Consider the following 23547-nt stretch of genomic DNA (forward strand, 5'->3'; position numbering starts at 1 on the left):
ACAATAGCTGGCATTGAGAGAGTTTTTTCAGCGCTGCGGGATGGTCCCGGAGAACGGCTCTGATCGTGCCTTCGTCAAAGAGGAGAAAGACGATGATCGCCCTGGAATCCGTCCCGAAGGTAGCCGCCGCACCTGCGCGTCCGGTTACGACCTGGGAGCAGGTATTCAACGGCCTGCGCGCCATTATGCGTGCGCTCATCAATCGTCGTCATCTCAGCGAACTCAATGACATGACGGATATTCAGCTCGAGGACATCGGCCTGGACCGCGAAGACCTGCGCGCGGCAATGAACATGCCGCTGCATGTCGATCCGACAACCCAGCTTGGCCGCCTCGCACACGAGCGCGCGCAGATCATGGCCGCCGCACGGCATGTCTGCTGACAAAGGTTTACGCAGGCACAGAGCTCCCAAGCCCCGATGTCCCCTTCGGAATGCCTGCAGCCTGCCCGGCCGTCGCAAGATGGCCGGGCTTTTTTATTGAAGCCTAGTTGCGCCTCATGCCCTGCAGGAACTGGTCGAAGATCGAGCCGACATTCTTCTCGTAGTCGTCGCGCGTCTTGCGGCCGGCCTCGAACATGTCGCCGAACAGGTCGTCGTAAGGACTGCGCTGGCGCCCGCTGGGGTTCGCGCGCGGCTGGGCGCGCTGCGTCGTCTGGCGCGGCGCAGGCTCGGGCTCGTCTTCCTCGGCCTGCCGGCCGCGCAGCATGTCGCTGAAAATCTTGCCGAGCGGATTGTCGGCGAACGGGTCCTGCGGCTGCGTCCGCGTCGTCCGCGGCTGCGGCTCGCTGGTCTGGCCGCCGCCGAACATGCCCTCAAGAATCTTGCCAAGCGGATTGTCGAAGGGGGAAGCCTGTTGTTCGGGTTCCGGCTCCGGCGCGCGGCGCTGCTGTTGGGGAGATGCCCCGCCGCCTGCCTGGCGCATCATCTGCTCGATGATTTCCTGCAGCGGATTGCCTTGACCGCCAAAGCCGGCCGCCGCCTGCGTCTGGCCGGCGGTCTGCTTGAACAGTCCGCCCATGATCATGGTGGCGAGCGCGGGCAGCATCTGCTTTAGGATTTCCTGGCCGATGCCGGTCATCTGGGAAGCCTGCGCGGCAACTGCGCGCGAAAGGTCCTTGGACCCGAACAGGTGGCTGAGGATGCCGTTGCCCTCGGCGACGCCCTGCGGCGAGAAAGCGTTGGTCGCGTCCTCGAAGTACCTGGCGTGCTGGCCGGAGGCGAGCGCCTGGAGGAAGGAGCCGAGGTCGTAGGGGTTTGACGCGTTGCGCTTCAGCCCCTGACTGAAAGCAGGCAGCAACGCTTCCAGCGCGGCCTCAACCTGCTGTTGCGAAAGGCCGAACTGGCGGGCCATCTGCTGGATGGCCTGGCCGTTCTGCGCGCTGGTCAGCATGTCGAATAGTGACGACATGGCACTCTCCCTCGTTGTCGATCCGAGGGAGCGTAGCGCAATCGCGCCGGACTCAATAGGCGAATTCGAGGAACACCGGCTCGATCGAACCGCCCCAGCGCGTGTGGAAGGCCTTGACCATTTCCTCGGCGCTGGTGGTGCCGCGCGCGACGATTTCCTCAAGCGGGGCGAGATAGCCGGTCTCGTCGTAGCCCTCGCGGTTCTTCTGGTTGCGGGCGGCAAGGCCCGAACGGGAAATTTCCAGAACCTCGCGGGCGACTTCGCGCAGCGTGCGGTTGCGCAGCTTGGTGGCGAGCCCCTGGGCCGGCACCTCGTCGCGCATCTGGATGACCTCTTCGTAGGTCCAGTCGCTCGTCAGCGTCTCGGCGGCATCGAGTGCGGCGTCGTCGTAGAGCAGGCCGACCCAGAAGGCAGGCAGCGCGCAGATGCGCCGCCACGGGCCGCCGTCCGCGCCGCGCATCTCGAGGAAGCGCTTCAGGCGCACATCCGGGAACAGGGTCGACAGGTGGTTCGCCCAGTCGCCCATGGTCGGGACGCCGTTCGGGATTTCGTCCTTCAGCGCGCCATTCATGAACTGGCGGAAGGTAACGTGGGTGGCGTCGAAATAGCGGCCCTCGCGGATGATGAAATACATCGGCACGTCGAGCGCCCACTCGACATAGTCGGCAAAGCCGAAGTTCGGCGCGAGGAAGAACTCCTTGATGCCGGCCCGCGCATTGTCGGTGTCGCGCCAGATGTCGCCGCGCCAGCTCTGCAGGCCATTCGTCGTGCCCTCAGTGAAGGGCGAGCTTGCAAACAGCGCCGTCGCAAGCGGCTGCAGCTTCAGCGAGGTCTGCATCTTGTGGCGCATGTCGGCTTCCGACGAGAAGTCGAGATTCACCTGGATCGTGCAGGTGCGGTACATCATGTCGAGGCCCTTGGTGCCGACCTTCGGCATGTAGGCAGTCATGATGTCGTAGCGCGATTTCGGCATGCGCGGCGTTTCCGCCAGCGTCCATTTGGGGCTGCCGCCGAGGCCGAGGAAACGGATGCCGAGCGGCTCGGCGATCTCGCGCAGCTGCGCGAGGTGGGCGTTGCCCTCGCGGCAGGTCTGGTGGATCGTCTTCAGCGGTGCGCCGGACAGCTCGAACTGGCCGCCGGGCTCGAGGCTGATCGCCCCCTGGCCGGTCGGCTCGACAAGGCCGATGATGTGGCCGGCATCGATGATCGGCTCCCAGCCGAGCAGGCGCTGCATGCCTTCGAGCAGGGCACGGATGCCCTTGTCCCCGCCATAGGGGACCGGCCGGTTGCCGTCGACGTAGAATGGGAACTTCTCGTGCTCGGTGCCGATTCGCCACTCTTCCTTGGGCTTGTTGCCGGCTGCGAGGTAGGAAACGAGTTCGTCAAACCCCTCAATCGGCCGAAAATCGGTCGTGTCACGCGCCATTTCGTTTCCTCAACTCGTGGGGCCGCCCTCAATACACGGCAGCGAGGCGAGTGTTGACCGCAAGAGAGGCTGGCGATCAAGTGAAAAATCCTGAGCGTCCGATGACAGGAAGTTGATCCTGATCCTCTATCGCCAGTCGCCCAGCATCGCCTGCACAACCGCCATCGCCGCAACCGCTGCCGTATCGGCGCGCAGGATGCGCGGCCCGAGCGGGATCGCCGTCACGAAGGGCAGGGCGGTCAGCATCTTCCGCTCCTCCTCCGAAAATCCGCCTTCAGGGCCGACCAGCAGGCCGAGTTTCCTTTCCTCTATGGTCTGCAGAATCGGCAGCGGATTGTCGCCCGCTGCGCTTTCGTCGCAGAAGATCAGCCGCCGGTCTTTTTCCCATTCGGCGAGCAGCCGCTCCAGCTTCACCGGCTGGCGCACTGCCGGGACTGCCAGCACGCCGCACTGTTCGGCTGCCTCGATGACGTTGGCCTCGTATTTCTCGACCGGCACTTTCGGCGCCTGCGTGTGCTGGGTCAGCGTCGGCTGCAAAACGCCCGCGCCCATCTCAACCGCCTTCTGTACGAGATAGTCGAGGCGGCCCACCTTTAGCGGCGCGAAGGCGTAGATGAGGTCCGGCGTTTCGGGCTGCGGGCGGGTCTGCTCCTCGACGGAAAGCTGTACCGCCTTCTTGCCCACCGCCTTGACGCTAGCCTTCCACTCGCCGTCGCGGCCGTTGAATACCAAAAGCTCCGCGCCTTCGGCCATGCGAAGGACGTGAGCGAGGTAGTGGCTCTGGCTCTTGTCGGCGTCGAAGAAAACACCGGCAGCGAGGTCATGCGGCACGAACAGCCGCTGAAGACGATAGTTTGCACGCATCGGCTGGTGATGCGGCGCGCGCGCGGCCGGGTCAAGTCCCGGCGCGCATGCAGCGATTAGTTCGCCTTGACGAGTACGACGCGACGGTTCTTGGCACGGCCCTCCTCGGTGTCGTTAGTGGCGACGGGCGCCATCATCCCGGCGCCTGCAGTTGCGATGCGCTTGCCATCCGCGCCGTGCTTCGAGATAAGTGCGTTCTTCACCGCAGTGGCGCGGCGGGCGGAGAGGTCAAGGTTGTAGTCGAACTTGCCCTGGCTGTCGGTGTGGCCGACGACGAGGATGGCAAGGTTTGGATTGTTACTGAGCAGCGCGGCGATCTCCTTTAGCGTCGGATCTGACTCGGGCTTCAGGTCTGTCTTGTCGGTGTCGAAATAGATGCCATAGAGCGCGATGCTGCCGTCGAGATCGATGGCGTTCTGCATTTCCTTCGCCTCGACCAGTACCATCTTCTTGTCGCGTTCCATCGGCTCCAGCACATGGACGATCGCGACGGTGCGGTCCTTCAGCGCCGTGCAGTAGTTGCCCGGCACTACGGTGTAGGTCTGGACGGTGATCCACGCATCGCCCGCTTCCTGCGGAATTCGCGCCGAGAAGAATCGCTGGTCGGAAATCTTGGAGGTGACGGCGCAGGAGCCGGTCGAAAGTTCGGGGTCCTTGATGTCGGTGTCGTAAAAGAAGTGCTGGGTGAGGCTCATCTTGTTGCCGCCACCATAGGCTGCGCGGGTGGCGTCGCCGCCGCAGTCCTCTGCCTTGCACTCGAACTCGACCGTGCCGCCTGCCGTTTCCGCCACATCCTCATAGTTGCGCAGCACCTCGAGCGGCGAACGGCCTTCGGGCATGACGTAGACGAGGCGGGTGAGCGCGCCCTCGACGTCGACGCTGCGCTCGGGACGGAACACGGAGTTGTTCTTCTTGTCGCGCTCGTCGGGATTGTCGCTGCGCTTGAGCGGTGCCAGCGGCACGCTGAAGTCGGTGTAGGCTTGCTGCTCGTACGAGACGATGAACGAGCCCTCGTAGCGCTTGGAAAGCGGATGGTCCGCGGAGCCCGGCGTATCGTCGGTCGGGATGGTGGCGTCGGAAAAGGATGGCTGCGAAGCGGAAAGGACGATCGAACCGGCGAACAAAAGCGCGCGGAGTATGCGAATGCGCATCAGGCTCCCCCCAAACACGGAATTTGTGTGCGTCTTTTACCATTGGTTGAAAATTGCGTCGATTGGTCAGGGGGCTCCAGCCGCACTGGAGTGCCAATTAGGAGTGTAACCGTTCTTCAGGGCGGTGACGGTCGCCGATGGTGTGAGAAGCTGGTAGTCAGCATTCTTCGCAACAGGCATCGGGCCGCCGTACCCGCCGAAGCTCCACGGAAGCAGCTGGCCGGAGCGAACAGCAAATGCTCTTTCGCTGTCCGCAACGAATGCACCCTCCGGCAGAGCGGCGACCTCGGCGGTCGAAAGCTGCTGCGCAGTGCCGCCGCTTGCGAGTCGTTCCGCATGGAGGATGGCGTCCATTTCCGGCGCGGACGGCGAGCCGGAAAAGCACTGACGAAACTGCTTCGCCGCCTCGCGCCGGCAGTAGAAGCAAGGGCGATGCCCGGCAGCAAGGGCAGTCGGCTCGTCGAGAAAGAAAAGCTCGGTCCAGCCCGCGCCGCCGGAAGGCGAGTTCCTGCCCATCGGCTCGCGGCGGATGCCTTGCGGATGTTCGAGCGAACAGATGATCCAGGCCTTCGTCGTCCATCGCCGCCGAAGCAACGTGCGGGTTTCTGGATCGTGGATGACGCCTCGGTTGCCGGTGAATATCCCGCGCGCGTGTGTCGCATGAATTTGTCCGTACGGATCCACCCGATTTTGCAGTGGCACAGGCCATCTCTCTTTCTGTCGCGCGAGCCTCATGCTATCGCTCGCAGCGCTTTTTGCACCACATGAAGAAGAGGCTTTGATGCGCGTCCTTGTCGTCCAGAATTTCCAGGGCACTGGTCTTGGTCTTCTCGGAACAGCACTGGATGAAGCCAATGCGCAAGTAGAGACGATTTTCCCGTATCTCGGCGACCCGTTGCCGAAGGATGCCTCGGCGCATGATGCGCTGATCGTGCTCGGCGGCGGCCAGAATGCGCTTGCGGACGACACCCATCCCTACTTCCCGGACCTGCTCAAGCTTATCCGCAAGTTCACCGACGCGGGTCGCTCGGTGCTGGGCATCTGCCTCGGCAGCCAGCTGGTCGCCCGTGCCTACAACGCCGAAAACATCATCGGCGGCGCGACCGAATTCGGCTGGCAGAACATCGAGCTGAATGACGAGGGCGAGGCCGATCCGATCTTCAGGGGCGTCGACCCGTCCTTCCCGATCTTCCAGTGGCACGATGACACCTTCATCCTGCCGCGCGGTGCGACCCGCCTTGCCGGCTCGATCAAGGTGCACAATCAGGCGTTCCGCCTTGGCCGCGCCACATATGGCATCCAGTTTCACTTCGAGGCTGACCGTAAGGTCGTCGAGCAGTGGAGCGCCGACTTCGCAGACTGGATTGCGGAGAAGCAGCCCGACTGGCCCGAGCGCCACCCGCAGGATGCCGCGCGTTTCGGCCCGGCTGCCGATGCGGTGGGCCTGAAGATCGCCCGCAACTGGGTGGCGACGATCAGGCGTTCTTCCGCCCGGTAACCAAAACGTTGCCCTCGATATTGACTCCCCTTGGGCCCCTCACTATCTCTCGCGGCATGTTAGCACTCTCCCTCGGTGAGTGCTAAACGTCCGGCGCCCTGCCGGAAGAGGGAACCTTTATCCTGTTGAGGAACCAAGAGATGGCAAATACGAATTTCCGCCCGCTCCATGACCGTGTCGTTGTGCGCCGGGTTGAGTCCGAGGAGCGGACTGCTGGCGGCATCATCATTCCGGACACCGCCAAGGAAAAGCCGCAGGAAGGCGAAGTCATCGCGGTTGGCTCGGGCGCTCGCGACGAGACCGGCAAGCTGCTTCCGCTGGACGTCAAGGTTGGTGACCGCGTCCTGTTCGGCAAGTGGTCGGGCACCGAGGTCAAGCTCAATGGTCAGGACCTCCTGATCATGAAGGAATCCGACATCATGGGCATCATCGGCTGATTTCAGGCCGATCCCTCTCGAATTCTCATTTCTCATTCCGGCTGGTTCGCTTCGCGCACGGCCGTGAAAACTGGAGCTGAATATGGCTGCTAAAGAAGTACGTTTCTCCCGTGATGCTCGTGAGCGCATGCTGCGCGGCGTCAACATCCTCGCCGATGCGGTGAAGGTTACCCTCGGCCCGAAGGGCCGCAACGTCGTCATCGACAAGTCGTTCGGCGCTCCGCGCATCACCAAGGACGGCGTTTCGGTTGCCAAGGAAATCGAGCTTGAGGACAAGTTCGAGAACATGGGCGCCCAGCTGGTCCGCGAAGTCGCTTCGAAGACCAACGACCTCGCTGGTGACGGCACCACCACCGCGACCGTTCTCGCCCAGGCAATCGTCCAGGAAGGCCACAAGGCTGTCGCAGCCGGCATGAACCCGATGGACCTGAAGCGCGGTATCGACCTCGCTGTCGCTGACGTCGTCGCACAGCTGGCCGCTGCCACGAAGAAGATCAACACCTCGGAAGAGGTTGCTCAGGTCGGCACCATCTCGGCTAACGGCGAGAAGGAAATCGGCGAGATGATCGCGTCGGCCATGCAGAAGGTCGGCAATGAGGGCGTCATCACCGTCGAGGAAGCCAAGACCGCCGAGACCGAGCTCGAGGTCGTCGAGGGCATGCAGTTCGACCGCGGCTACCTGTCGCCGTACTTCGTGACCAACCCGGAGAAGATGGTCGCCGATCTCGAGGATGCCTACATCCTCCTGCACGAGAAGAAGCTCTCCAACCTGCAGTCGATGCTGCCGGTCCTCGAGGCTGTCGTTCAGACCTCGAAGCCGCTGGTTATCATCGCTGAGGACGTCGAGGGCGAGGCTCTGGCCACGCTCGTCGTCAACAAGCTGCGCGGCGGCCTCAAGATCGCTGCCGTCAAGGCTCCGGGCTTCGGCGACCGCCGCAAGGCCATGCTCGAGGACATCGCGATCCTCACCGGCGGCCAGGTGATCTCGGAAGACCTCGGCATCAAGCTCGAGAACGTCACGCTCGACATGCTCGGCCGTGCGAAGAAGGTGCAGATCTCCAAGGAGAACACCACCATCGTCGACGGCGCCGGCCAGAAGGCCGAGATCGAGGGCCGCGTTGCCCAGATCAAGCAGCAGATCGAAGAGACCACTTCGGACTACGACCGTGAGAAGCTCCAGGAGCGTCTCGCCAAGCTCGCTGGCGGCGTTGCCGTCATCCGCGTCGGCGGTGCGACCGAGGTTGAGGTCAAGGAGAAGAAGGACCGCGTCGACGACGCTCTGAACGCAACCCGCGCCGCTGTGGAAGAGGGTATCGTTCCGGGTGGTGGCACCGCGCTCCTGCGCGCTTCGGCCAACCTCTCGGCCAAGGGCGCCAACGCTGACCAGGAAGCCGGCATCAACATCATCCGTCGCGCTCTGCAGGCTCCGGCTCGCCAGATCGCCACGAACGCTGGTGACGAGGCTTCGGTCGTTGTCGGCAAGATCCTCGAGAACGCGTCGTCCACCTTCGGCTACAACGCCCAGACCGGCGAGTTCGGCGACATGATCGCTGCCGGTATCGTCGACCCGACCAAGGTTGTCCGTACCGCTCTGCAGGACGCTGCTTCGGTTGCCGGCCTGCTGATCACCACCGAGGCGATGATCGCCGAGGCTCCGAAGAAGGACTCCCCGGCTCCGGCAATGCCGGGCGGTATGGGTGGCATGGGCGGCATGGACTTCTAATAAGTCCGGCTACCAGCCAGTTATCAGCGGGGCGGCAGCAATGCCGCCCCGTTTTTTTGTGCCCGCGCGCAACCAAAGCGACATGAGTCCGTTTTCCTGCACGGCCGCGATCGGCTGTTATGAAGGATGGAAATCATGCCCAATACAGATCAGGTCAAAGGTGTGGCCAAGCAGGCCAAAGGTGCGGTGAAGGAAGCAGCCGGCAAGGCGACCGGCTCCCGCAAGATGGAAGCTGAAGGCAAGGTAGATCAGGTCGCTGGCAAGGCGCAGAAGGCTTACGGCGACGTCAAGGACAAGGTTAAGAAGGCGCTCTGAGGCGTCCCACTCAGGCAACGTAAACTGAGGAGCGATCCTAACGGTTCGCTCCTTTTTACATTTCGCGGTGGACCTGCTGCTGCCTGCCAGCTAACCACGTCCGGTGTTCACCGACGCTTCCCTTATTGGCCTTGCGCTTTCCGCCTTCACCTCGGCGACGATCCTGCCCGGGGCGTCGGAGGCGGTGCTGGCGGCAATGCATGCCGCCGAAGTGCGGCCTGCGGGGATGCTGCTTGCCGTAGCCAGCATCGGGAACATCACCGGCTCGTGCATTAACTGGCTCCTAGGCCGCTATCTCTCCCGTTTTTCGGACCGCCGCTGGTTCCCGGTTTCGCCCGCCCAGTTGGAACGCGCGAGTGGCTGGTACCGCCGCTACGGCTGGCCGAGCCTGTTGTTTTCCTGGCTTCCGGTCATAGGTGATCCATTGACCGTGGTTGCCGGCCTTCTGCGCACGCCGTTTCCGGTGTTTCTTTTGGTGGTGGCAATCGCCAAGACGGCGCGGTATGCAGCAGTACTGTGGCTGATCGACCAGATTTGACCACCCACTGCCGGCCTCGCCAGCCAACGGACGAGCAAGCCAAGGACGGCTCTGAACTGGAGACCGACATGAGCAGTACCCGCACCGAAACAGATACCTTTGGCCCGATTGAGGTTCCCGCCGATCGCTACTGGGGCGCGCAGGCGCAGCGTTCGCTGGGCAATTTCAAGATCGGCTGGGAAAAGCAGCCGCAGCCGGTCATCCGTGCGCTCGGCATCGTCAAGCGCGCCGCCGCCGAAGCCAACCGCGAGCTCAGCAAGCTGGACGCACAACTTGCCGACGCCATCATCGCCGCGGCGCAGGAGGTAATCGACGGCAAGCTCGACGATCATTTCCCGCTGGTCGTCTGGCAGACCGGTTCGGGCACGCAGTCGAACATGAACGCCAACGAGGTGATCTCGAACCGCGCGATCGAGATGCTTGGCGGCGAGAAGGGCTCGAAGAAGCCGGTCCATCCCAACGACCACGTCAACATGAGCCAGTCTTCGAACGACACCTATCCGACAGCGATGCATGTTGCCTGTGCTGAGGAGATCGTTCACCGCCTGCTGCCGGCGCTGAAGAAGCTGCACGCCGCGCTCGACGCCAAGGCGCAGGCCTGGAACCACATCATCAAGATCGGCCGCACCCACACGCAGGACGCGACCCCGCTGACGCTCGGCCAGGAGTTTTCGGGCTACGCGGCGCAGGTCGCGAACGGCATCGCCCGCATCGAATCTACGCTTCCCGGCCTGATGCAGCTCGCGCAGGGCGGCACCGCTGTCGGCACCGGCCTCAACGCGCCGATCGGCTTTGCCGAGAAGGTGGCGGAACGGATCGCGTCGATCACCGGCCTGCCGTTCACCTCGGCGCCGAACAAGTTCGAGGCGCTGGCGGCACACGACGCGATGGTGTTCTCGCACGGCGCGATCAACACGGTCGCGGCCTCGCTGTTCAAGATCGCCAACGACATCCGCTTCCTCGGCTCCGGCCCGCGCGCGGGTCTCGGCGAGCTGGCGCTACCGGAAAACGAGCCGGGCTCGTCGATCATGCCGGGCAAGGTGAACCCCACCCAGTGCGAGGCGATGACGCAGGTCTGTGTGCAGATCTTCGGCAATCACGCCGCGCTCACCTTCGCCGGCAGCCAGGGCCATTTCGAGCTCAACGTCTACAACCCGGTGATGGCCTACAACTTCCTGCAGTCGGTGCGGCTGATGGCCGACGCGGCCGTCTCCTTCACCGATAATTGCGTGGTTGGCATAGAGCCGCGCGAGGACAACATCCGGGCAGGCGTCGAGCGCTCGCTGATGCTGGTCACGGCGCTGGCGCCGAAGATCGGCTACGACAATGCGGCAAAGATCGCCAAGACCGCGCACAAGAATGGCACCACGCTGCGCGAGGAAGCGCTGGCGACCGGGCTGGTGACGGCGGAAGAGTATGACGCGATCGTGCGCCCGGAGGCGATGACTCGTCCGGGCTGAGCAACACAAAAATCTGTGAACGACCGTTTACCTGCCGTTCTCTTTTTGTGAACGATGAGTTCGGCATTAGCTGGCTTGTTGTTGCGTCGGAAAGCTTTATTTCCGGCGGGACCAAACGGAGAGCCTTTGCATGTCCAACGCCAACGATATTCTTCTTCTTGCTGCCCGCATTCTGCTGGCGCTGATGTTCCTCGTCTCGGGCTTCCCGATGATCTTCGGTGCGGCTGGATTTGCCGGCTACCTCGGCAGCCTCGGCATGCCGATGCCGCTGGTCGTGACCTGGCTGGTCATCGCCCTCAAGGTCCTCGGCGGCATTGCCCTCGTCATCGGCTTCCAGACGCGCCTCGTCTCGTGGGCGTTCATCGCCTTCTGTGTCGCCACCGCCTTCATCGGCCACTTCCCGGCGGAAATGACGGTGTTCTGGAAGAACATTGCCGTTGCCGGCGGCTTCCTCGCCCTTATCGCCGCAGGCCCCGGCGCGCTGTCGGTCGACAAGCGCTAGGCGGCTGCAGCACTGAACACGAAAGGCCCGGAGCGATCCGGGCCTTTTTTGTCTGTGGGCGCGGGTCTGATTTGCGCCTGGCTTCGGACGCGTTGCGAGTGGAGAGGTTCAGGCCTGGATGCCCCGGTCGAGCCGGGGCATGACGAAGAAGGAGAGGCAGGCGTGAAGGTCGGTAGTGGAGAGGGGTGCGCTCATCTCACGGCTTTTGCGCGCCAGATCTCAGCCTTCGTCATCCTCGGCCTTGAGCCGAGGATCCATGCCGGAACGTTTGCCGTAGAACGAAGCGGTGGAGACTACCTGCCGTTCAGCGCCGCGAAGACCGAGGTGATCGTTGCCTCGTCCTCGGCGTTGCGCGGCTTGAGCGACTGCACCAGGCAGGCTTCCGAGCGCAGAATGACGCCATCCTCGAGAATCTTCAGCTTGTTCGCGCGCAGCGTCGAGCCGGTCGAGGTGATGTCGACGATGACGTCTGCCGAGCCTGCCGCCGGGGCGCCCTCGGTCGCGCCGAGGCTTTCGACGATGCGATAGACCTGGATTCCGTGCTGGCTGGAGAAAAACCTTTGCGTCAGCCGCCAGTACTTCGTCGCAATCCGCAGCCGGCGGCCATGCCGCTGGCGGAATTCTGCTGCCACGTCATCGAGGTCGGCCATTGTGTCGACGTCGAGCCAGGCTTCCGGCACCGCAACGATGACGTCGGCACGGCCAAAACCGAGCCGTGCGCCGATGGCGACGCGGTTCTCCCAGTCGGCGATGGTTTCCTGCACCAGGTCCTCGCCGGTAACGCCGAGGTCGATCGTGCCGGCGCCAAGCTCGCGCGCGATCTCCGAGGCCGACATGAAGGCGATCTCAACGTCGCTGCGGCCCTCGACCGTGGCGCGGTAGCTGCGTGCATCGGTCGGCGCGTTGACCTTCAGCCCCGCACGTTCGAGCGAGGCGATCGACTCGTCCTTGAGGCGGCCCTTGGAGGGGAGGGCGATCGTGATCGTCATGCCGCGTCTCCCCTGAGGTTGGCGATGCGGTCGAGCCACACCGAGAAGCCGACGCCGGGGATCGGCTCCTTCGCGCCCAGCATGGTGAGCAGGCGGTCGTAGCGGCCGCCGCCGATCAGCGGGCGTCCGTCGCCCGAGGTGATCTCGAAGACGAGGCCGGTGTAGTAGTCGAGCGGGCGGCCGAAGGCGGCGTCGTAGACGACCAGCCCTTGCGGCAACTCATGCGCGGCGATCGCCGCCGCGCGGGCGCAGAACAGCTCCATCGCCGAGCCCAGCGACACGCCGGTGTCCTTCGCGAAGGCTTCGAGCGCGTCGGTCGCCTGCTCCAGCGGCGCGCGGATGGCGAGGAAGGTCTTCAGCGCGTCGAGCGCTTCCTTCGACAGGCGCACGCTGCGCAGCTGCTGCTTTTCGGTGAGGCGCTGGGCGATTTCCTGCGGCGTGCGGCCGGCGGAGGCGGAAAGCCCTGCTTCCTCCATTCGCTCGGTCACATAGCGCACCAGCCCGTCGTGGTCGCCCATGGCGATCAGTTCCGCCGCCTTCTGGTCGGTGGTCGCCGAGTGCGACGGGTTCGCAAGGTCTTCGAGCGCGCTGGCAAGCTGCGGTGCCGAACCGAAGGCGCGCGCAAGGCGCTTCTGCCAGCCGCGCGGCAGCCCAAGAGCAGCAAGCACCGCTTCGAACACGCGCTGGTCGCCAAGCGTGATCTTCAGCGGCACGCCGGGAAGCGTGCGCGAGATCAGCGCGTGCGCGTCGGCAACGGAACGGGCGTCTGCTTTGGCAATGTCCGTCTCGCCGAGATCCTCGATCCCGGCCTGCAGGAATTCCGCCTCGCCGTCGCGGCGCTGGCGGAACACGTTGCCGAGATAGGCATAACGGCGCGGGGTGCCGGCCTGCGAGGCAATGTGGTCGAGGCAGACCGGAATGGTGAATTCCGGACGCAGGCAGAGCGTCTGCCCGGTCTCGCTTTCGGTCAGGAAGATGCGGCGGCGCAGGTCCTCGCCCGCCATGTCGAGAAAGGGGTCTGCCGGCTGCAGCACGGCGACCTCGGTGCGGGTCGCGCCGCGTTCATCGAACAGAGCGAGGATGTCGGCGGCAAAGGGTGGCAGGCGCTGGATCATTGCGCCCCGCTTTGCTCGGCCTTCTGCGCTTCGAGAACGCCCCGGACTGCGGCGACCAGCTCCTCTTCCTTGACGGAGAACTGGGCCGGGCGGCTGGCGCGCCATTCGGTGTTGTCGGTGATTTTGGCCGCGGCCTTGGCGCCGGCAACAAGGTCCTTGATCTGCACTTCGCCATTTGCGCGCTCGTCGCCGCCCTGGATGACGACGCACGGCGCGCCGCGACGGTCGGCGTACTTCATCTGCGCCTTCATACCCGAGCCGCCGAGATACATCTCGGCGCGGATGCCCGCCTGGCGCAGCGCCGACACCATCTTCTGGTAGCGGCCAAGCGACTCGGTGTCCTTGTCCATGACGAGGACAACGACCGGAGCGGTCACATCGGTGTTTTCGAGCTTGCCGAGGTTCTTGAGCGCGGCCGTCAGGCGCGACACGCCGATCGAGAAACCGGTGGCCGGGACGGGCTCGCCGCGGAAGCGCGAGACGAGGCCGTCATAGCGGCCGCCGCCGGCGACCGAGCCGAAGCGGACGATCTCGCCCTGGTCGTTCGGCACCTCGAACAGCAGCTCGGCCTCGTAGACCGGGCCGGTGTAGTATTCGAGGCCGCGCACGACCGACGGGTCGATCTTGATGCGGCCGTCATCATAGCCGGCAGCCGCGATCAGCTCGCGGATCTGGGCGAGTTCCTCAACGCCCTCGTTGCCGGCAACCTCGCCGGTTTCGATATAGGCGAGCACCTTGGAGATGGCGTCGTCGTCGAGCTGGGCGCCCTTGGTAAAGTCGCCGCTTTCGTCGAGGCGGCCCTTGCCGAGGAGCAGGCGCACGCCTTCCGGCCCGAACTTGTCGAGCTTGTCGATGGCGCGCAGGACGGTCAGGCGGCGGCCTGCGTTCTCGTCGCCGCCGAGGCCAATCGACTCGAGCACGCCGTCGAGCACCTTGCGGTTGTTGATGCGGATCACGTAGTCGCCGCGCTTGATGCCGACCGCCTCGAGCGTGTCTGCCATCATCATCGCCATTTCGGCGTCAGCGGCGAGGCCCGGCGTTCCGACGATGTCGGCGTCGAACTGCATGAACTGGCGGAAGCGGCCCGGGCCCGGCTTCTCGTTGCGGAACACGTAGCCGGAGCGGTAGGAGCGGAACGGCTTCGGGATCGACTCGAAGTTTTCGGCGACGAAGCGCGCCATCGGCGCGGTCAGGTCGTAGCGCAGCGACAGCCACTGCTCGTCATCGTCCTGGAAAGAGAAGACGCCTTCGTTGGGGCGGTCCTGGTCGGGCAGGAACTTGCCGAGCGCGTCGGTGTATTCGATCATCGGCTGCTCGATCGGCTCGAAGCCGTAGAGCTCGTAGACCGCACGGATTTTCGCGGTCATGGCGTCGACCGCGCGGATGTCGGCCGAATGGCGATCGACGAAGCCCCGCGGGAGCCGCGCCTTCATCTTTTCCGCCTTCTCAGCCATCGCCGTATTCCGTCCGTTCTGTGTTGGAGATCTTGTGCCGAATGAGCGCCGGTTTCCTACCCGATAAGAGGAAGAGCGGCAAGGAGAGGACGCAGTTGCATTTCAGCAACTCTGCAAAATATCCAGATGAAACCAAAGCGGGGGCTATGGAGTTTGCCTCAAAGCAGGATTATGAGCCCCCCAACCTCGCGCCACGTCCTAACCGGATCGTAACCAAGGCGCCCTAAAACTCCGCTGAGAAGCAACCGAGATGACCCCCGTGAAAGCCGCATTTTTGTCCGTGTTCATGCTGTCCGGCATTCTGATGTGGGGCGCAGCCATTTATTCCGCAGATGCCGCAAGCGGCCACCGCGTGGTCGATGGCTACGGGGTCGCGGAAGCCCGCTGATCGCTGAGCCTGGCTAGCGGCCGAGATCGGTCGCGATAAAGCGCTTTTCCTTTCCGTCTATCACCAGTGCCGTCAGCCTGCCGGTGGCGAATGCCTTCGTGTCGACGTTGACGCGGCTGGGCAGCACCTCCGGCTCGCGGCACGGCGTGTGCCCGTGCACGATGACCTTGTCGTACAGGCCGCGGTGGTTGTGGAACTCGCCCCGGATCCAGCACAGATCGTGCGTCGACTGCGAGTCGAGCGCGACGCCCGGCCGCACACCCGCATGGCAGAAGAAGAAGTCGCCGAACGTGACGGAGTGCTTCAGGTCGCGCAGGAACTGCAGGTGCGAGTCCGGCATCGCCGAAAGAAGCTGGCAATGGCTCTCGAAGAGCTCGTCGCGCCGCATCGTTCTTAGCTCCACGCCGTAGGACGCGGCCGTGTCGAATCCGCCATAGTCGATGAAGAGATAGGCGTCCTGCGGATTGGCGAGGAAGTCGAGGAAGCCCTCATCGTGATTGCCGCAGAGGGCAATGATCCGCTCGTCGCGCGCTGAAGCCCTCGCCAGGAAATCCAGCACTTCGCGTGACTGCGGCCCACGGTCCGCATAGTCGCCAAGATGGATGATGCGCCAGTCAGCGATGTGATCGCGGGCGATCTCGTCCGCGATCATCTCGTGCATCCGGCTCAGGCAATCGAAGCGGCCATGCACGTCGCCGATGGCATAGATGCGTATGCCATCGGGACCTGTCGCGTTCGTATAGTCGATGCCCTTGCCGAGGTTCATGCCCCCAGTCTAGCCGCGTTCCCTCGGCTTGTAGAGCATGTCTGGTCCTGCATCGCGGATGTCGCGTTTGCCACAGAGTGCCAGCGTGATGTCGAGCTCGCGACGGATGATCTCGAGCGCGCGCGTGACGCCCGCCTTGCCCCCGGCGCCGAGGCCATAGAGGAACGGGCGGCCGATGAAAGTGCCCTTCGCGCCGAGGCACAGCGCCTTGAGCACGTCCTGGCCGGAGCGAATACCGCCGTCGATATGGACCTCGATGCGGTCGCCGACCGCATCGACGATCTCCGGCAGCACCGAGATCGACGACGGCGCGCCGTCCAGCTGGCGGCCGCCATGGTTGGAGACGATGATCGCGTCGGCGCCCGTGTTGGCCGCCATCTTCGCGTCCTCGACGTCGAGGATGCCCTTGATGATCAGCTTGCCGCCCCAGCGTTCCTTGATCCAGGCAACGTCCTTCCACGACAGCTGCGGATCGAACTGCTCGGCGGTCCACGATGAAAGAGAGGACAGGTCCGTCACGTTCTTCACGTGGCCGGCGATGTTGCGGAAGGTGCGGCGGCTGGTGCCGAGCATGCCCATGCACCAGGCTGGGCGGGTCGCCATCTGCCAGATGTGCCTGGGCGTGAACTTGGGCGGCGCGGACAGGCCGTTGCGCAAATCCTTGTGGCGCTGGCCGAGGATCTGCAGGTCGGCGGTGAGCACCAGCGCAGAGCATTTCGCCGCCTTGGCGCGGTCGATCAGGTCGGCCACGAAGTCGCGGTCGCGCATCACGTAGAGCTGGAACCAGAACGGCTTCTTCGTGACCGAGGCGACGTCTTCGATCGAGCAGATGCTCATGGTCGACAGCGTGAACGGCACGCCGAACTCCTCAGCGGCCCGGGCCGCGAGCATCTCACCGTCGGCGTGCTGCATGCCTGTGAGGCCCGTCGGCGCGAGCGCGACCGGCATCGAAACTTCCTGGCCGACCATGGTCGTCTTCAGCGAGCGGTTGGTCATGTCGACCAGTACGCGCTGACGCAGCTTGATCTTCTGAAAATCTTCCTCGTTGGCCCGGTAGGTGCCTTCCGTCCATGCGCCCGAGTCGGCGTAGTCGAAGAACATCTTCGGCACACGGCGGCGCGCGCACTCCTTCAGGTCGGCGATAGTCAGGTACTTGTCCATCCTTGCCTCATTCATGTTCGGATTTGTCTGGTCGCGCCGCCGATCGGCGGTGTCTCGTTCATGCCGGCAAGAACTTCGGCAATGTGCCGAACCTCGATTGCCGAACCATCCCGCTTGAGCTTGCGGGCAATGCCAAGCAGGCAGCCGAGTTCGCTGGAAACCAGCATGCCGGCGCCTGCGTCACGAATGTCGTCGGTGAGCGCGGCGGAAGAGGATGAGCAGGCGCTGGCGCCGAAGCCGCAGCATTTTGCGGCGCCGGGAAGCTCCCGGAGCGCGACGCCCTCGACTGCCGAAAGCAGCGCGCGCGGTTGTTCGCGGATGCCGAGTTCTCCGAGTGCCGTGCAGCTGTCGTGCAGCGCAATGCTTGCATCGACGCGTGTCGAGCCGGGTTCAGCCTGCATCACGTCGGCGAGGAACGCCGTCAGCTCATAGGCCTTTTCGGAGAAGCGTGCGGCGCGTTCCGCCCATTCCGGCTCATCGGCAAGGAGCGCGGCATAGCGCTTCAAAACGCTCGCGCAGGAGGGGGAAGGCGCAACGACGAAATCATAGCCGTCGAAGGTGTCGATCACCCGTTCGGCATGGCCACGCAAATCGTCGAGGTCATCCGCTCGCAGGGCAGGGCGGCCGCAGCAGTGCTGCGCCTCTGGCACTTCAACCCGGCAACCGGCCTCTTGCAACAGCCTGATCGCGGCGTAGCCAACGGCCGGCCGGAACGACTCGACCAGGCACGTGGTGAACAGGCCCACGCGCGGACGAAGGTTTTCTGATAGCCCCATTGCCGCTCGCCTAACCGCCGCGCTGGCGAAGGCGCAGGCGCGAGACGCGCTGCCATTCGCCACTCCGCTCGGCTTCATTCATTGCCCGCTCGACATAGTCGATATGCGCCCGCGCCGCCGCGCGCGCGGCATCGGGATCGCCGGCGACGATGGCGTCGTAGATCGCTCGGTGCTGGGCAAGCAGCACCTCCTGCGTCGCCGGGGTCTTGTAGATCAAGGTGCGGCTGAGAAAGACGCCGTCGGCCAGCAGCCGGTAGCAGGAGCGCAGCGTGTGGAGGAGAATGATGTTGTGCGCGCACTCGCCGACCGCGTTGTGGAACTCGACGTCGATGGCAACCTCGTCCTCGAAATTGCCGCTGGCGTTGGCCTCCTCCATCCGCTGCATGATGCGTGCAAGCAGGGCACGGTCGTCCTCGGTTGCACGGCGCGCGGCGAACTCGGCTGCGACGCCTTCGATTTCCCGGCGGTATTCGAGATAATCGGCCGCGGCCTTGCGATTGCCGGCAATGAGGTCCATCACCGGCGGCGCGAACACCTCGCCGATGACGTCAGCGACGTGGGTGCCGCCGCCCGGCCGCGTCACAACCAGCCCGCGTTGTTCGAGTTCCTTGAGCGCATCGCGTACAATGGGCCGCGACACGTCAAACTGCCGCGCCAGCTCGCGCTCGCCCGGCAGCTTGTCGCCGGGGCGCACGACGCCCTCGAGAATCAGCATCTCGACCTGGCCGATCACGTCGTCGGCGGTGCGGGAGTGGGTAACGCGGGAGAATATCTCGTTCACGGCTTATGAGGCCCGTTCTTTGTGGCCAAGTATAAGAAGTGGGTGCCGACCGGTCAAATTTATTATCCGGTTGGCGAAGCGTCACGGCGTCGCGGTGCATGAATGCGTTCGTGGATTGCCGTCTGCGGCGCACACTGGTAAAGAGATTTTACCACTTTCGGAGTTTGCCGATGTCCGGTCTCGTCATGCCCGCGCTCAACGCGCAGACAATCGCCCGCCGCGATGAAATCATCGCCGACATGAAGATCATCGTCCCGGGCGAGGGCGTCGTTCACACCGAGAACGGCATGCGCCCGTTCGAGACGGACGCGCTGACCGCTTACCGCCAGATGCCGCTGGTCGTTGTCCTGCCGGAGACGGTACAGCAGGTCTCGCGCATCCTGAAATATTGCCACGACCGCAATATCCGCGTCGTGCCGCGCGGCTCGGGCACGTCGCTGTCGGGCGGTGCGCTGCCGCTGGGCGACGCGGTGCTGCTGGTGATGACCCGCTTCAACCGCATCCTCGACATCGACTACGCCAACCGCACGGTGACCGCGCAGCCGGGCGTGACCAATCTCGGCATCACCAATTCCGTCCAGCACGAGGGCTTCTACTACGCGCCGGACCCGTCGTCGCAGATCGCCTGCTCGATCGGCGGCAACATCGCCGAAAATTCCGGCGGCGTGCACTCGCTGAAATACGGCCTCACCGCCAACAACGTGCTCGGCATTGAGATGGTGTTGATGAACGGCGAGGTGGTGCGCATTGGCGGCAAGCATCTCGACGCGGAGGGCTATGACCTTCTCGGCATCATGACCGGCTCGGAAGGCCTGCTTGGCGTCGTCACCGAGGTCACGGTCCGTATCCTCAAGAAGCCGGAGACGGCGCGCGCCGTGCTGCTCGGCTTTCCGTCGAGTGAGCAGGCCGGCCAGTGCGTTGCCGACATCATCGGCGCGGGCATCATTCCCGGCGGCATGGAGATGATGGACCGGCCCGCGATCCACGCGGCCGAAGACTTTGTTCACGCCGGCTATCCGCTCGATGTCGAGGCGCTGCTGATCGTCGAGCTCGACGGCCCGGCGGCCGAGGTCGACCACCTGATCCAGCGCGTCGAAACGCTTGCCAGAGCGAACGGCTCGACCACCTGTCTCGTCTCGAATTCCGAAGCCGAGCGCATGACCTTCTGGGCCGGCCGCAAGGCCGCGTTCCCGGCAGTCGGCCGCATCTCGCCCGATTATCTCTGCATGGACGGCACCATTCCGCGCAAGGAACTGCCGAAGGTGCTGGCTGGTATGCGCGAGCTCTCGGAAAAGCATCGCCTGCGCGTCGCCAACGTCTTCCACGCCGGCGATGGCAATCTGCATCCGCTGATCCTCTACGACGCCAACAAGGACGACGAGTTGGAGCGTGCCGAGGCGTTTGGCGCCGACATCCTGCGGCTCTGCGTGAAGGTCGGCGGTGTTCTGACTGGCGAGCACGGCGTTGGCGTCGAAAAGCGCGACCTGATGCCAGAAATGTTTTCCGAGGACGACCTCAACCAGCAGATCCGGGTCAAGTGCGCCTTCGACCCCAACCATCTGCTCAACCCCGGCAAGGTGTTCCCGCAGCTGCACCGCTGCGCCGAGCTTGGCCGCATGCACGTGCATCGCGGCCAGATCGCCTTTCCGGACATTCCGAGATTCTGATGACCCGTTTCACGCCAACCACACCGGAAGAAGTGCTCGAGACCGTCCGCTGGGCGGCCGCAGAGGAAACACCCGTCGAGGTGCTGGGGCACGGGTCGAAGCGCGGGATCGGCCATGTCACCCAGACCGAGCACCAGATCGACCTGTCGAAGCTGACAGGTGTCACGCTCTATGAGCCGGAGGAACTGGTGCTTTCGGCGCGCGCCGGAACGCCGCTCGCCGAGATCGAGGCGCTGCTGGCCGAGCACAACCAGGAGCTCCAGTTCGAGCCGCTCGACTACGGCCCGCTGCTCGGCGAGGCTGAGGGCCGCGGTACGATCGGTGGCGTGCTGGCGGCCAACCTTTCCGGCCCGCGCCGGCTGAAGGCGGGTGCCGCGCGCGACCACATCCTCGGCATTCATGCCGTCTCCGGTCGAGGCGAAGCGTTCAAGTCGGGCGGGCGCGTCGTCAAGAACGTCACCGGCTATGATCTTTCCAAGGCCATGGCAGGTTCCTGGGGCACGCTTGCCGTCGTCACCGACGTCACCTTCAAGGTCATGCCTCGCGCGGAGACGGAAGCAACGCTCGTCCTGCGCGGCCTGGCCGAAGAACAGGCGGCGGAAGCGATGTCGATCGCGATGGGCTCGAGCGGCGAGGTCGCGTCCGTCGCGCATCTGCCCGAAAGCGTCACCGGCCGCGTGCTCGACGGCGCCTTGCGCGGCAAGGGCTCGACCCTGCTGCGCCTCGAAGGCTTTGGCCCCTCGGTCGACTACCGTTTCGAGCGCCTGGCCGCCCTCCTGCAGGGCAGGGGCACGCAAGGGCGCATCGATGGTGATGAGTCGCGAAAACTCTGGCGCGAGATCCGCGACTGCCGGCCCTTCGCCGACGGCACCCCGCGCCCTGTCTGGCGGGTGTCGATGACGCCGTCGGAAGGCCACCGCATGGTGATGGCGCTGCGCATGGAAGCAGCCGTCGATGCCTTTTACGACTGGCAGGGCGGCCTGATCTGGCTGCGCATGGAGGCCTATCCGGAAGCGGAGGCCGTGCGCCGCCTCATCGCGCAGTTCGGCGGCGGGCACGCAACGCTCATTCGCGCGCATCCGATGGTTCGCGACGGCGTTCCCTTGTTCCAGCCGCCGGCGCGGGGCCTTGCCGCCCTGTCGCAGCGCCTCAAGGAACAATTCGACCCTAAGGGTATCCTCAATCCCGGCAGGATGGGTTTCTGATGCAGACCAACTTTTCGCTCGCCCAGCTCGCCGATCCGCACGTCGCGGAGGCCGAATCCATCCTGCGCAAATGCGTCCACTGCGGCTTCTGCACGGCGACCTGCCCGACCTTCGTCACGCTCGGCAACGAGCTCGACAGCCCGCGCGGGCGCATCTACCTGATCAAGGACATGCTCGAGAACGGTCGTGCGGCCGATGACGAGATCGTCACCCACATCGACCGCTGCCTGTCGTGCCTGTCCTGCATGACGACCTGCCCGTCGGGCGTGAACTACATGCACCTGGTCGATCATGCCCGCACGCATATCGAGAAGACCTACAGGCGCCCGCTGATCGACCGCATGATCCGGTCGCTTCTGGCGGCGGTGCTGCCCTACCCGTCGCGGTTCCGCGCAGCGCTGAAGCTGGCGGCGCTCGGACGCCCGTTCACGGGGCTGTTCGACAAGGTCCGGCCGCTGCGCCCGCTTGGTGCCATGCTGCGGCTGGCGCCCGAGACGGTTCCGGCGGCCTCGAAGATCTCCGAGCCTGCGACCCATGCCGCCGCCGGCACGAGGCGTGGCCGCGTTGCCATCCTTACCGGCTGCGCGCAGTCGGTGCTGGAGCCAGGCATCAACGACGCGACCGTTTCCCTGCTCAACCGCATCGGCGTCGAGGTCGTGGTGCCTGAGGGCGAGGGCTGCTGCGGCGCGCTGGTGCACCACATGGGCCGCGAGGAGGAGTCGCTTGCAGCTGCCCGCCGCAACGTCGACGCCTGGACGCGCGAGATCGACAATGGCGGGCTCGACGCCATCATCATCACCGCCTCCGGCTGCGGCACGACGATCAAGGATTACGGCTTCATGCTGCGCCTCGATCCGGCCTATGCGGAAAAGGCCGCGCGCGTGTCTGCATTGGCGAAAGACATCACCGAGTACCTTGCCTCGATCGAATTGCCGGAGCCCGCGATCCGTCCGGGCCTCACCGTTGCCTATCACTCGGCCTGCTCGATGCAGCACGGCCAGAAGGTCGTGCGTCAGCCGAAGGAGCTGCTTCAGAAGGCAGGGTTCATTGTCAAGGAACCGGCGGAAGGGCACCTCTGCTGCGGCTCGGCCGGCACCTACAACATCCTGCAGCCGGAGATTTCGGCAAAACTCAAGGCGCGCAAGGTGAAGAACATCGAGGCGACGGGTGCTGCACTCGTCGCCACCGGCAATATCGGCTGCATCACCCAGATCGCCTCGGCGGCCAGGTTGCCGGTGGTGCATACGGTAAAACTGCTCGACTGGGCCTATGGCGGAAGGAAGCCGGAGGGTGTGCCGTCGGCGGGGTAGGGACGGTCGACGGTCCGCAGCTGTCGTTGGCGCTGTGCATTGAATGCAAGCGCAGAGCAGCTGAGAAGCAGCGTCTGCATCTGAAATGCAGCATCCGGCAGCCCCCTCCGCCGCCTTCGGCGGCACCTCCCCCGCTTCGCAGGGGAGGATCCTGAGGTCGCAGCTCACGGCCAGGCCCCGCTTATCTTGGAGCGTCTCTGGCATGGATCCCCTGCTCGCGCCCGCTTCGCGGGCTTGGCGAGGATGACGAAGAGGAAGGGGCCCGGAAAATCAGCAACGTTTCAGCAGCTAGGGATCGGACCGCTGCATCATTTCCGCTTCGTCATGGCCGGGCTTGACCCGGCCATCCATGCCGGCACGCTGATGCTCTCGCGGCCGTGCAGAACTTTGCGCAACGGTTCCGGGATCCTCCCCTGCGAAGCGGGGGAGGTGCCGCCGAAGGCGGCGGAGGGGGCGTCTGGCATGAACCATGGCAGGCTCAAGCTTGCGCTAAATCGCGACGCTCCAAGACGTTTAACCCCGGCACAAAAAACGAAAAGGGACGGATGGCCGATGCCATTCCGCCCCTTGGCGTCGCAGCTTTCGCTGCGCCCCGGTCAGGCTTGTCCCCG

General features: G+C 64.6%; 24 protein-coding genes. 12 read left to right on the forward strand and 12 right to left on the reverse strand.

The window, feature by feature from the left end:
- Window positions 1–92: 92 nt before the first annotated feature.
- Window positions 93–383: a DUF1127 domain-containing protein gene (locus L630_RS22215; RefSeq protein ID WP_024848622.1), complete on the forward strand. Its 291-nt coding sequence runs from the start codon at window positions 93–95 to the stop codon at window positions 381–383.
- A 103-nt stretch (window positions 384–486) separates the two neighbouring features.
- Here L630_RS22215 and L630_RS0112655 read toward each other — a convergent pair whose 3' ends face one another.
- From L630_RS0112655 to L630_RS0112675, 5 genes are all read right to left on the reverse strand, one after another.
- A complete protein-coding gene (locus tag L630_RS0112655) occupies window positions 487–1410 on the reverse strand; it encodes a DUF937 domain-containing protein (RefSeq protein WP_024848623.1) in 924 nt (307 codons plus the stop codon).
- Between the two features lie 52 nt (window positions 1411–1462).
- A complete protein-coding gene (locus L630_RS0112660) occupies window positions 1463–2836 on the reverse strand; it encodes a glutamate--cysteine ligase (RefSeq protein WP_024848624.1) in 1374 nt (457 codons plus the stop codon).
- A 126-nt stretch (window positions 2837–2962) separates the two neighbouring features.
- A complete protein-coding gene (locus L630_RS0112665) occupies window positions 2963–3700 on the reverse strand; it encodes a 16S rRNA (uracil(1498)-N(3))-methyltransferase (protein ID WP_024848625.1) in 738 nt (245 codons plus the stop codon).
- A 56-nt stretch (window positions 3701–3756) separates the two neighbouring features.
- Window positions 3757–4851, reverse strand: a complete 1095-nt coding sequence (locus L630_RS0112670) for an OmpA family protein (RefSeq protein WP_024848626.1) — start codon at window positions 4849–4851, stop codon at window positions 3757–3759.
- A 66-nt stretch (window positions 4852–4917) separates the two neighbouring features.
- Entirely contained in the window at window positions 4918–5445 is a 528-nt protein-coding gene (locus L630_RS0112675) for a hypothetical protein (protein ID WP_348602064.1), read from the reverse strand.
- A 187-nt stretch (window positions 5446–5632) separates the two neighbouring features.
- On the opposite strand from L630_RS0112675, the gene L630_RS0112680 reads away from it, so the two are divergent.
- The 7 genes from L630_RS0112680 (at window position 5633) to L630_RS21425 (ending at window position 11324) form a co-directional block, all read left to right on the forward strand.
- Window positions 5633–6349 (forward strand): type 1 glutamine amidotransferase, encoded by a 717-nt coding sequence (locus L630_RS0112680; protein ID WP_024848628.1) that lies wholly within the window; start codon window positions 5633–5635, stop codon window positions 6347–6349.
- Window positions 6350–6489: 140 nt separating this feature from the next.
- Complete coding sequence (groES, locus tag L630_RS0112685) at window positions 6490–6786, forward strand: co-chaperone GroES (protein WP_024848629.1); 297 nt, start codon at window positions 6490–6492, stop codon at window positions 6784–6786.
- Window positions 6787–6868: 82 nt separating this feature from the next.
- Window positions 6869–8509 (forward strand): chaperonin GroEL, encoded by a 1641-nt coding sequence (gene groL / locus L630_RS0112690; RefSeq protein WP_024848630.1) that lies wholly within the window; start codon window positions 6869–6871, stop codon window positions 8507–8509.
- 126 nt (window positions 8510–8635) lie between these two features.
- Complete coding sequence (locus L630_RS0112695; protein WP_034330247.1) at window positions 8636–8824, forward strand: CsbD family protein; 189 nt, start codon at window positions 8636–8638, stop codon at window positions 8822–8824.
- 103 nt (window positions 8825–8927) lie between these two features.
- Window positions 8928–9362 (forward strand): YqaA family protein, encoded by a 435-nt coding sequence (locus L630_RS0112700; RefSeq protein ID WP_024848632.1) that lies wholly within the window; start codon window positions 8928–8930, stop codon window positions 9360–9362.
- Between the two features lie 68 nt (window positions 9363–9430).
- The gene (fumC, locus tag L630_RS0112705) at window positions 9431–10822 is read left to right on the forward strand and encodes a class II fumarate hydratase (protein ID WP_024848633.1); all 1392 of its coding nucleotides are present in this window, start codon (window positions 9431–9433) and stop codon (window positions 10820–10822) included.
- 130 nt (window positions 10823–10952) lie between these two features.
- A complete protein-coding gene (locus L630_RS21425; protein WP_034330249.1) occupies window positions 10953–11324 on the forward strand; it encodes a DoxX family protein in 372 nt (123 codons plus the stop codon).
- A 293-nt stretch (window positions 11325–11617) separates the two neighbouring features.
- Here L630_RS21425 and hisG read toward each other — a convergent pair whose 3' ends face one another.
- The 3 genes from hisG to hisS are packed head-to-tail and all read right to left on the reverse strand — an operon-like array spanning window position 11618 to window position 14882.
- Entirely contained in the window at window positions 11618–12313 is a 696-nt protein-coding gene (gene hisG, locus L630_RS0112715) for an ATP phosphoribosyltransferase (protein WP_024848634.1), read from the reverse strand.
- On the reverse strand, window positions 12310–13428 hold the full coding sequence (locus tag L630_RS0112720) for an ATP phosphoribosyltransferase regulatory subunit (protein ID WP_024848635.1): 1119 nt from the start codon (window positions 13426–13428) through the stop codon (window positions 12310–12312). Before L630_RS0112720 ends, hisG begins: the two co-directional genes overlap by 4 nt.
- Entirely contained in the window at window positions 13425–14882 is a 1458-nt protein-coding gene (hisS, locus tag L630_RS0112725) for a histidine--tRNA ligase (RefSeq protein ID WP_024848636.1), read from the reverse strand. The genes L630_RS0112720 and hisS overlap by 4 nt, the downstream gene beginning before the upstream one ends.
- 250 nt (window positions 14883–15132) lie before the next feature.
- Here hisS and L630_RS23165 point away from each other — a divergent pair, with 250 nt between their 5' ends.
- A complete protein-coding gene (locus tag L630_RS23165) occupies window positions 15133–15270 on the forward strand; it encodes a hypothetical protein (protein ID WP_186441378.1) in 138 nt (45 codons plus the stop codon).
- 13 nt (window positions 15271–15283) lie between these two features.
- Here L630_RS23165 and L630_RS0112740 read toward each other — a convergent pair whose 3' ends face one another.
- Genes L630_RS0112740 through L630_RS21430 form a run of 4 tightly spaced genes read right to left on the reverse strand, consistent with a single transcriptional unit; the run spans window position 15284 to window position 18754 of the window.
- Window positions 15284–16036 carry a metallophosphoesterase gene (locus L630_RS0112740; protein ID WP_024848638.1) on the reverse strand — a complete coding sequence of 251 codons (753 nt, stop codon included), beginning with the start codon at window positions 16034–16036 and terminating at the stop codon, window positions 15284–15286.
- Window positions 16037–16045: 9 nt separating this feature from the next.
- On the reverse strand, window positions 16046–17197 hold the full coding sequence (locus L630_RS0112745) for an alpha-hydroxy acid oxidase (RefSeq protein WP_024848639.1): 1152 nt from the start codon (window positions 17195–17197) through the stop codon (window positions 16046–16048).
- Between the two features lie 11 nt (window positions 17198–17208).
- Window positions 17209–17973: a (Fe-S)-binding protein gene (locus L630_RS0112750; protein WP_024848640.1), complete on the reverse strand. Its 765-nt coding sequence runs from the start codon at window positions 17971–17973 to the stop codon at window positions 17209–17211.
- A gap of 10 nt (window positions 17974–17983) precedes the next feature.
- Window positions 17984–18754: an FCD domain-containing protein gene (locus L630_RS21430; RefSeq protein WP_034330253.1), complete on the reverse strand. Its 771-nt coding sequence runs from the start codon at window positions 18752–18754 to the stop codon at window positions 17984–17986.
- 170 nt (window positions 18755–18924) lie between these two features.
- Here L630_RS21430 and L630_RS0112760 point away from each other — a divergent pair, with 170 nt between their 5' ends.
- From L630_RS0112760 to glcF, 3 genes are read left to right on the forward strand one after another with little or no spacing between them, the layout of a single operon-like run.
- Entirely contained in the window at window positions 18925–20421 is a 1497-nt protein-coding gene (locus tag L630_RS0112760; RefSeq protein WP_024848641.1) for an FAD-linked oxidase C-terminal domain-containing protein, read from the forward strand.
- Complete coding sequence (gene glcE, locus L630_RS0112765; RefSeq protein ID WP_024848642.1) at window positions 20421–21626, forward strand: glycolate oxidase subunit GlcE; 1206 nt, start codon at window positions 20421–20423, stop codon at window positions 21624–21626. The genes L630_RS0112760 and glcE overlap by 1 nt, the downstream gene beginning before the upstream one ends.
- Entirely contained in the window at window positions 21626–22936 is a 1311-nt protein-coding gene (gene glcF, locus L630_RS0112770) for a glycolate oxidase subunit GlcF (RefSeq protein ID WP_024848643.1), read from the forward strand. The genes glcE and glcF overlap by 1 nt, the downstream gene beginning before the upstream one ends.
- Window positions 22937–23547: the final 611 nt, after the last annotated feature.

Origin of the sequence: Aminobacter sp. J41, assembly GCF_000526635.1 — a bacterium.
GTDB lineage: Bacteria > Pseudomonadota > Alphaproteobacteria > Rhizobiales > Rhizobiaceae > Aerobium.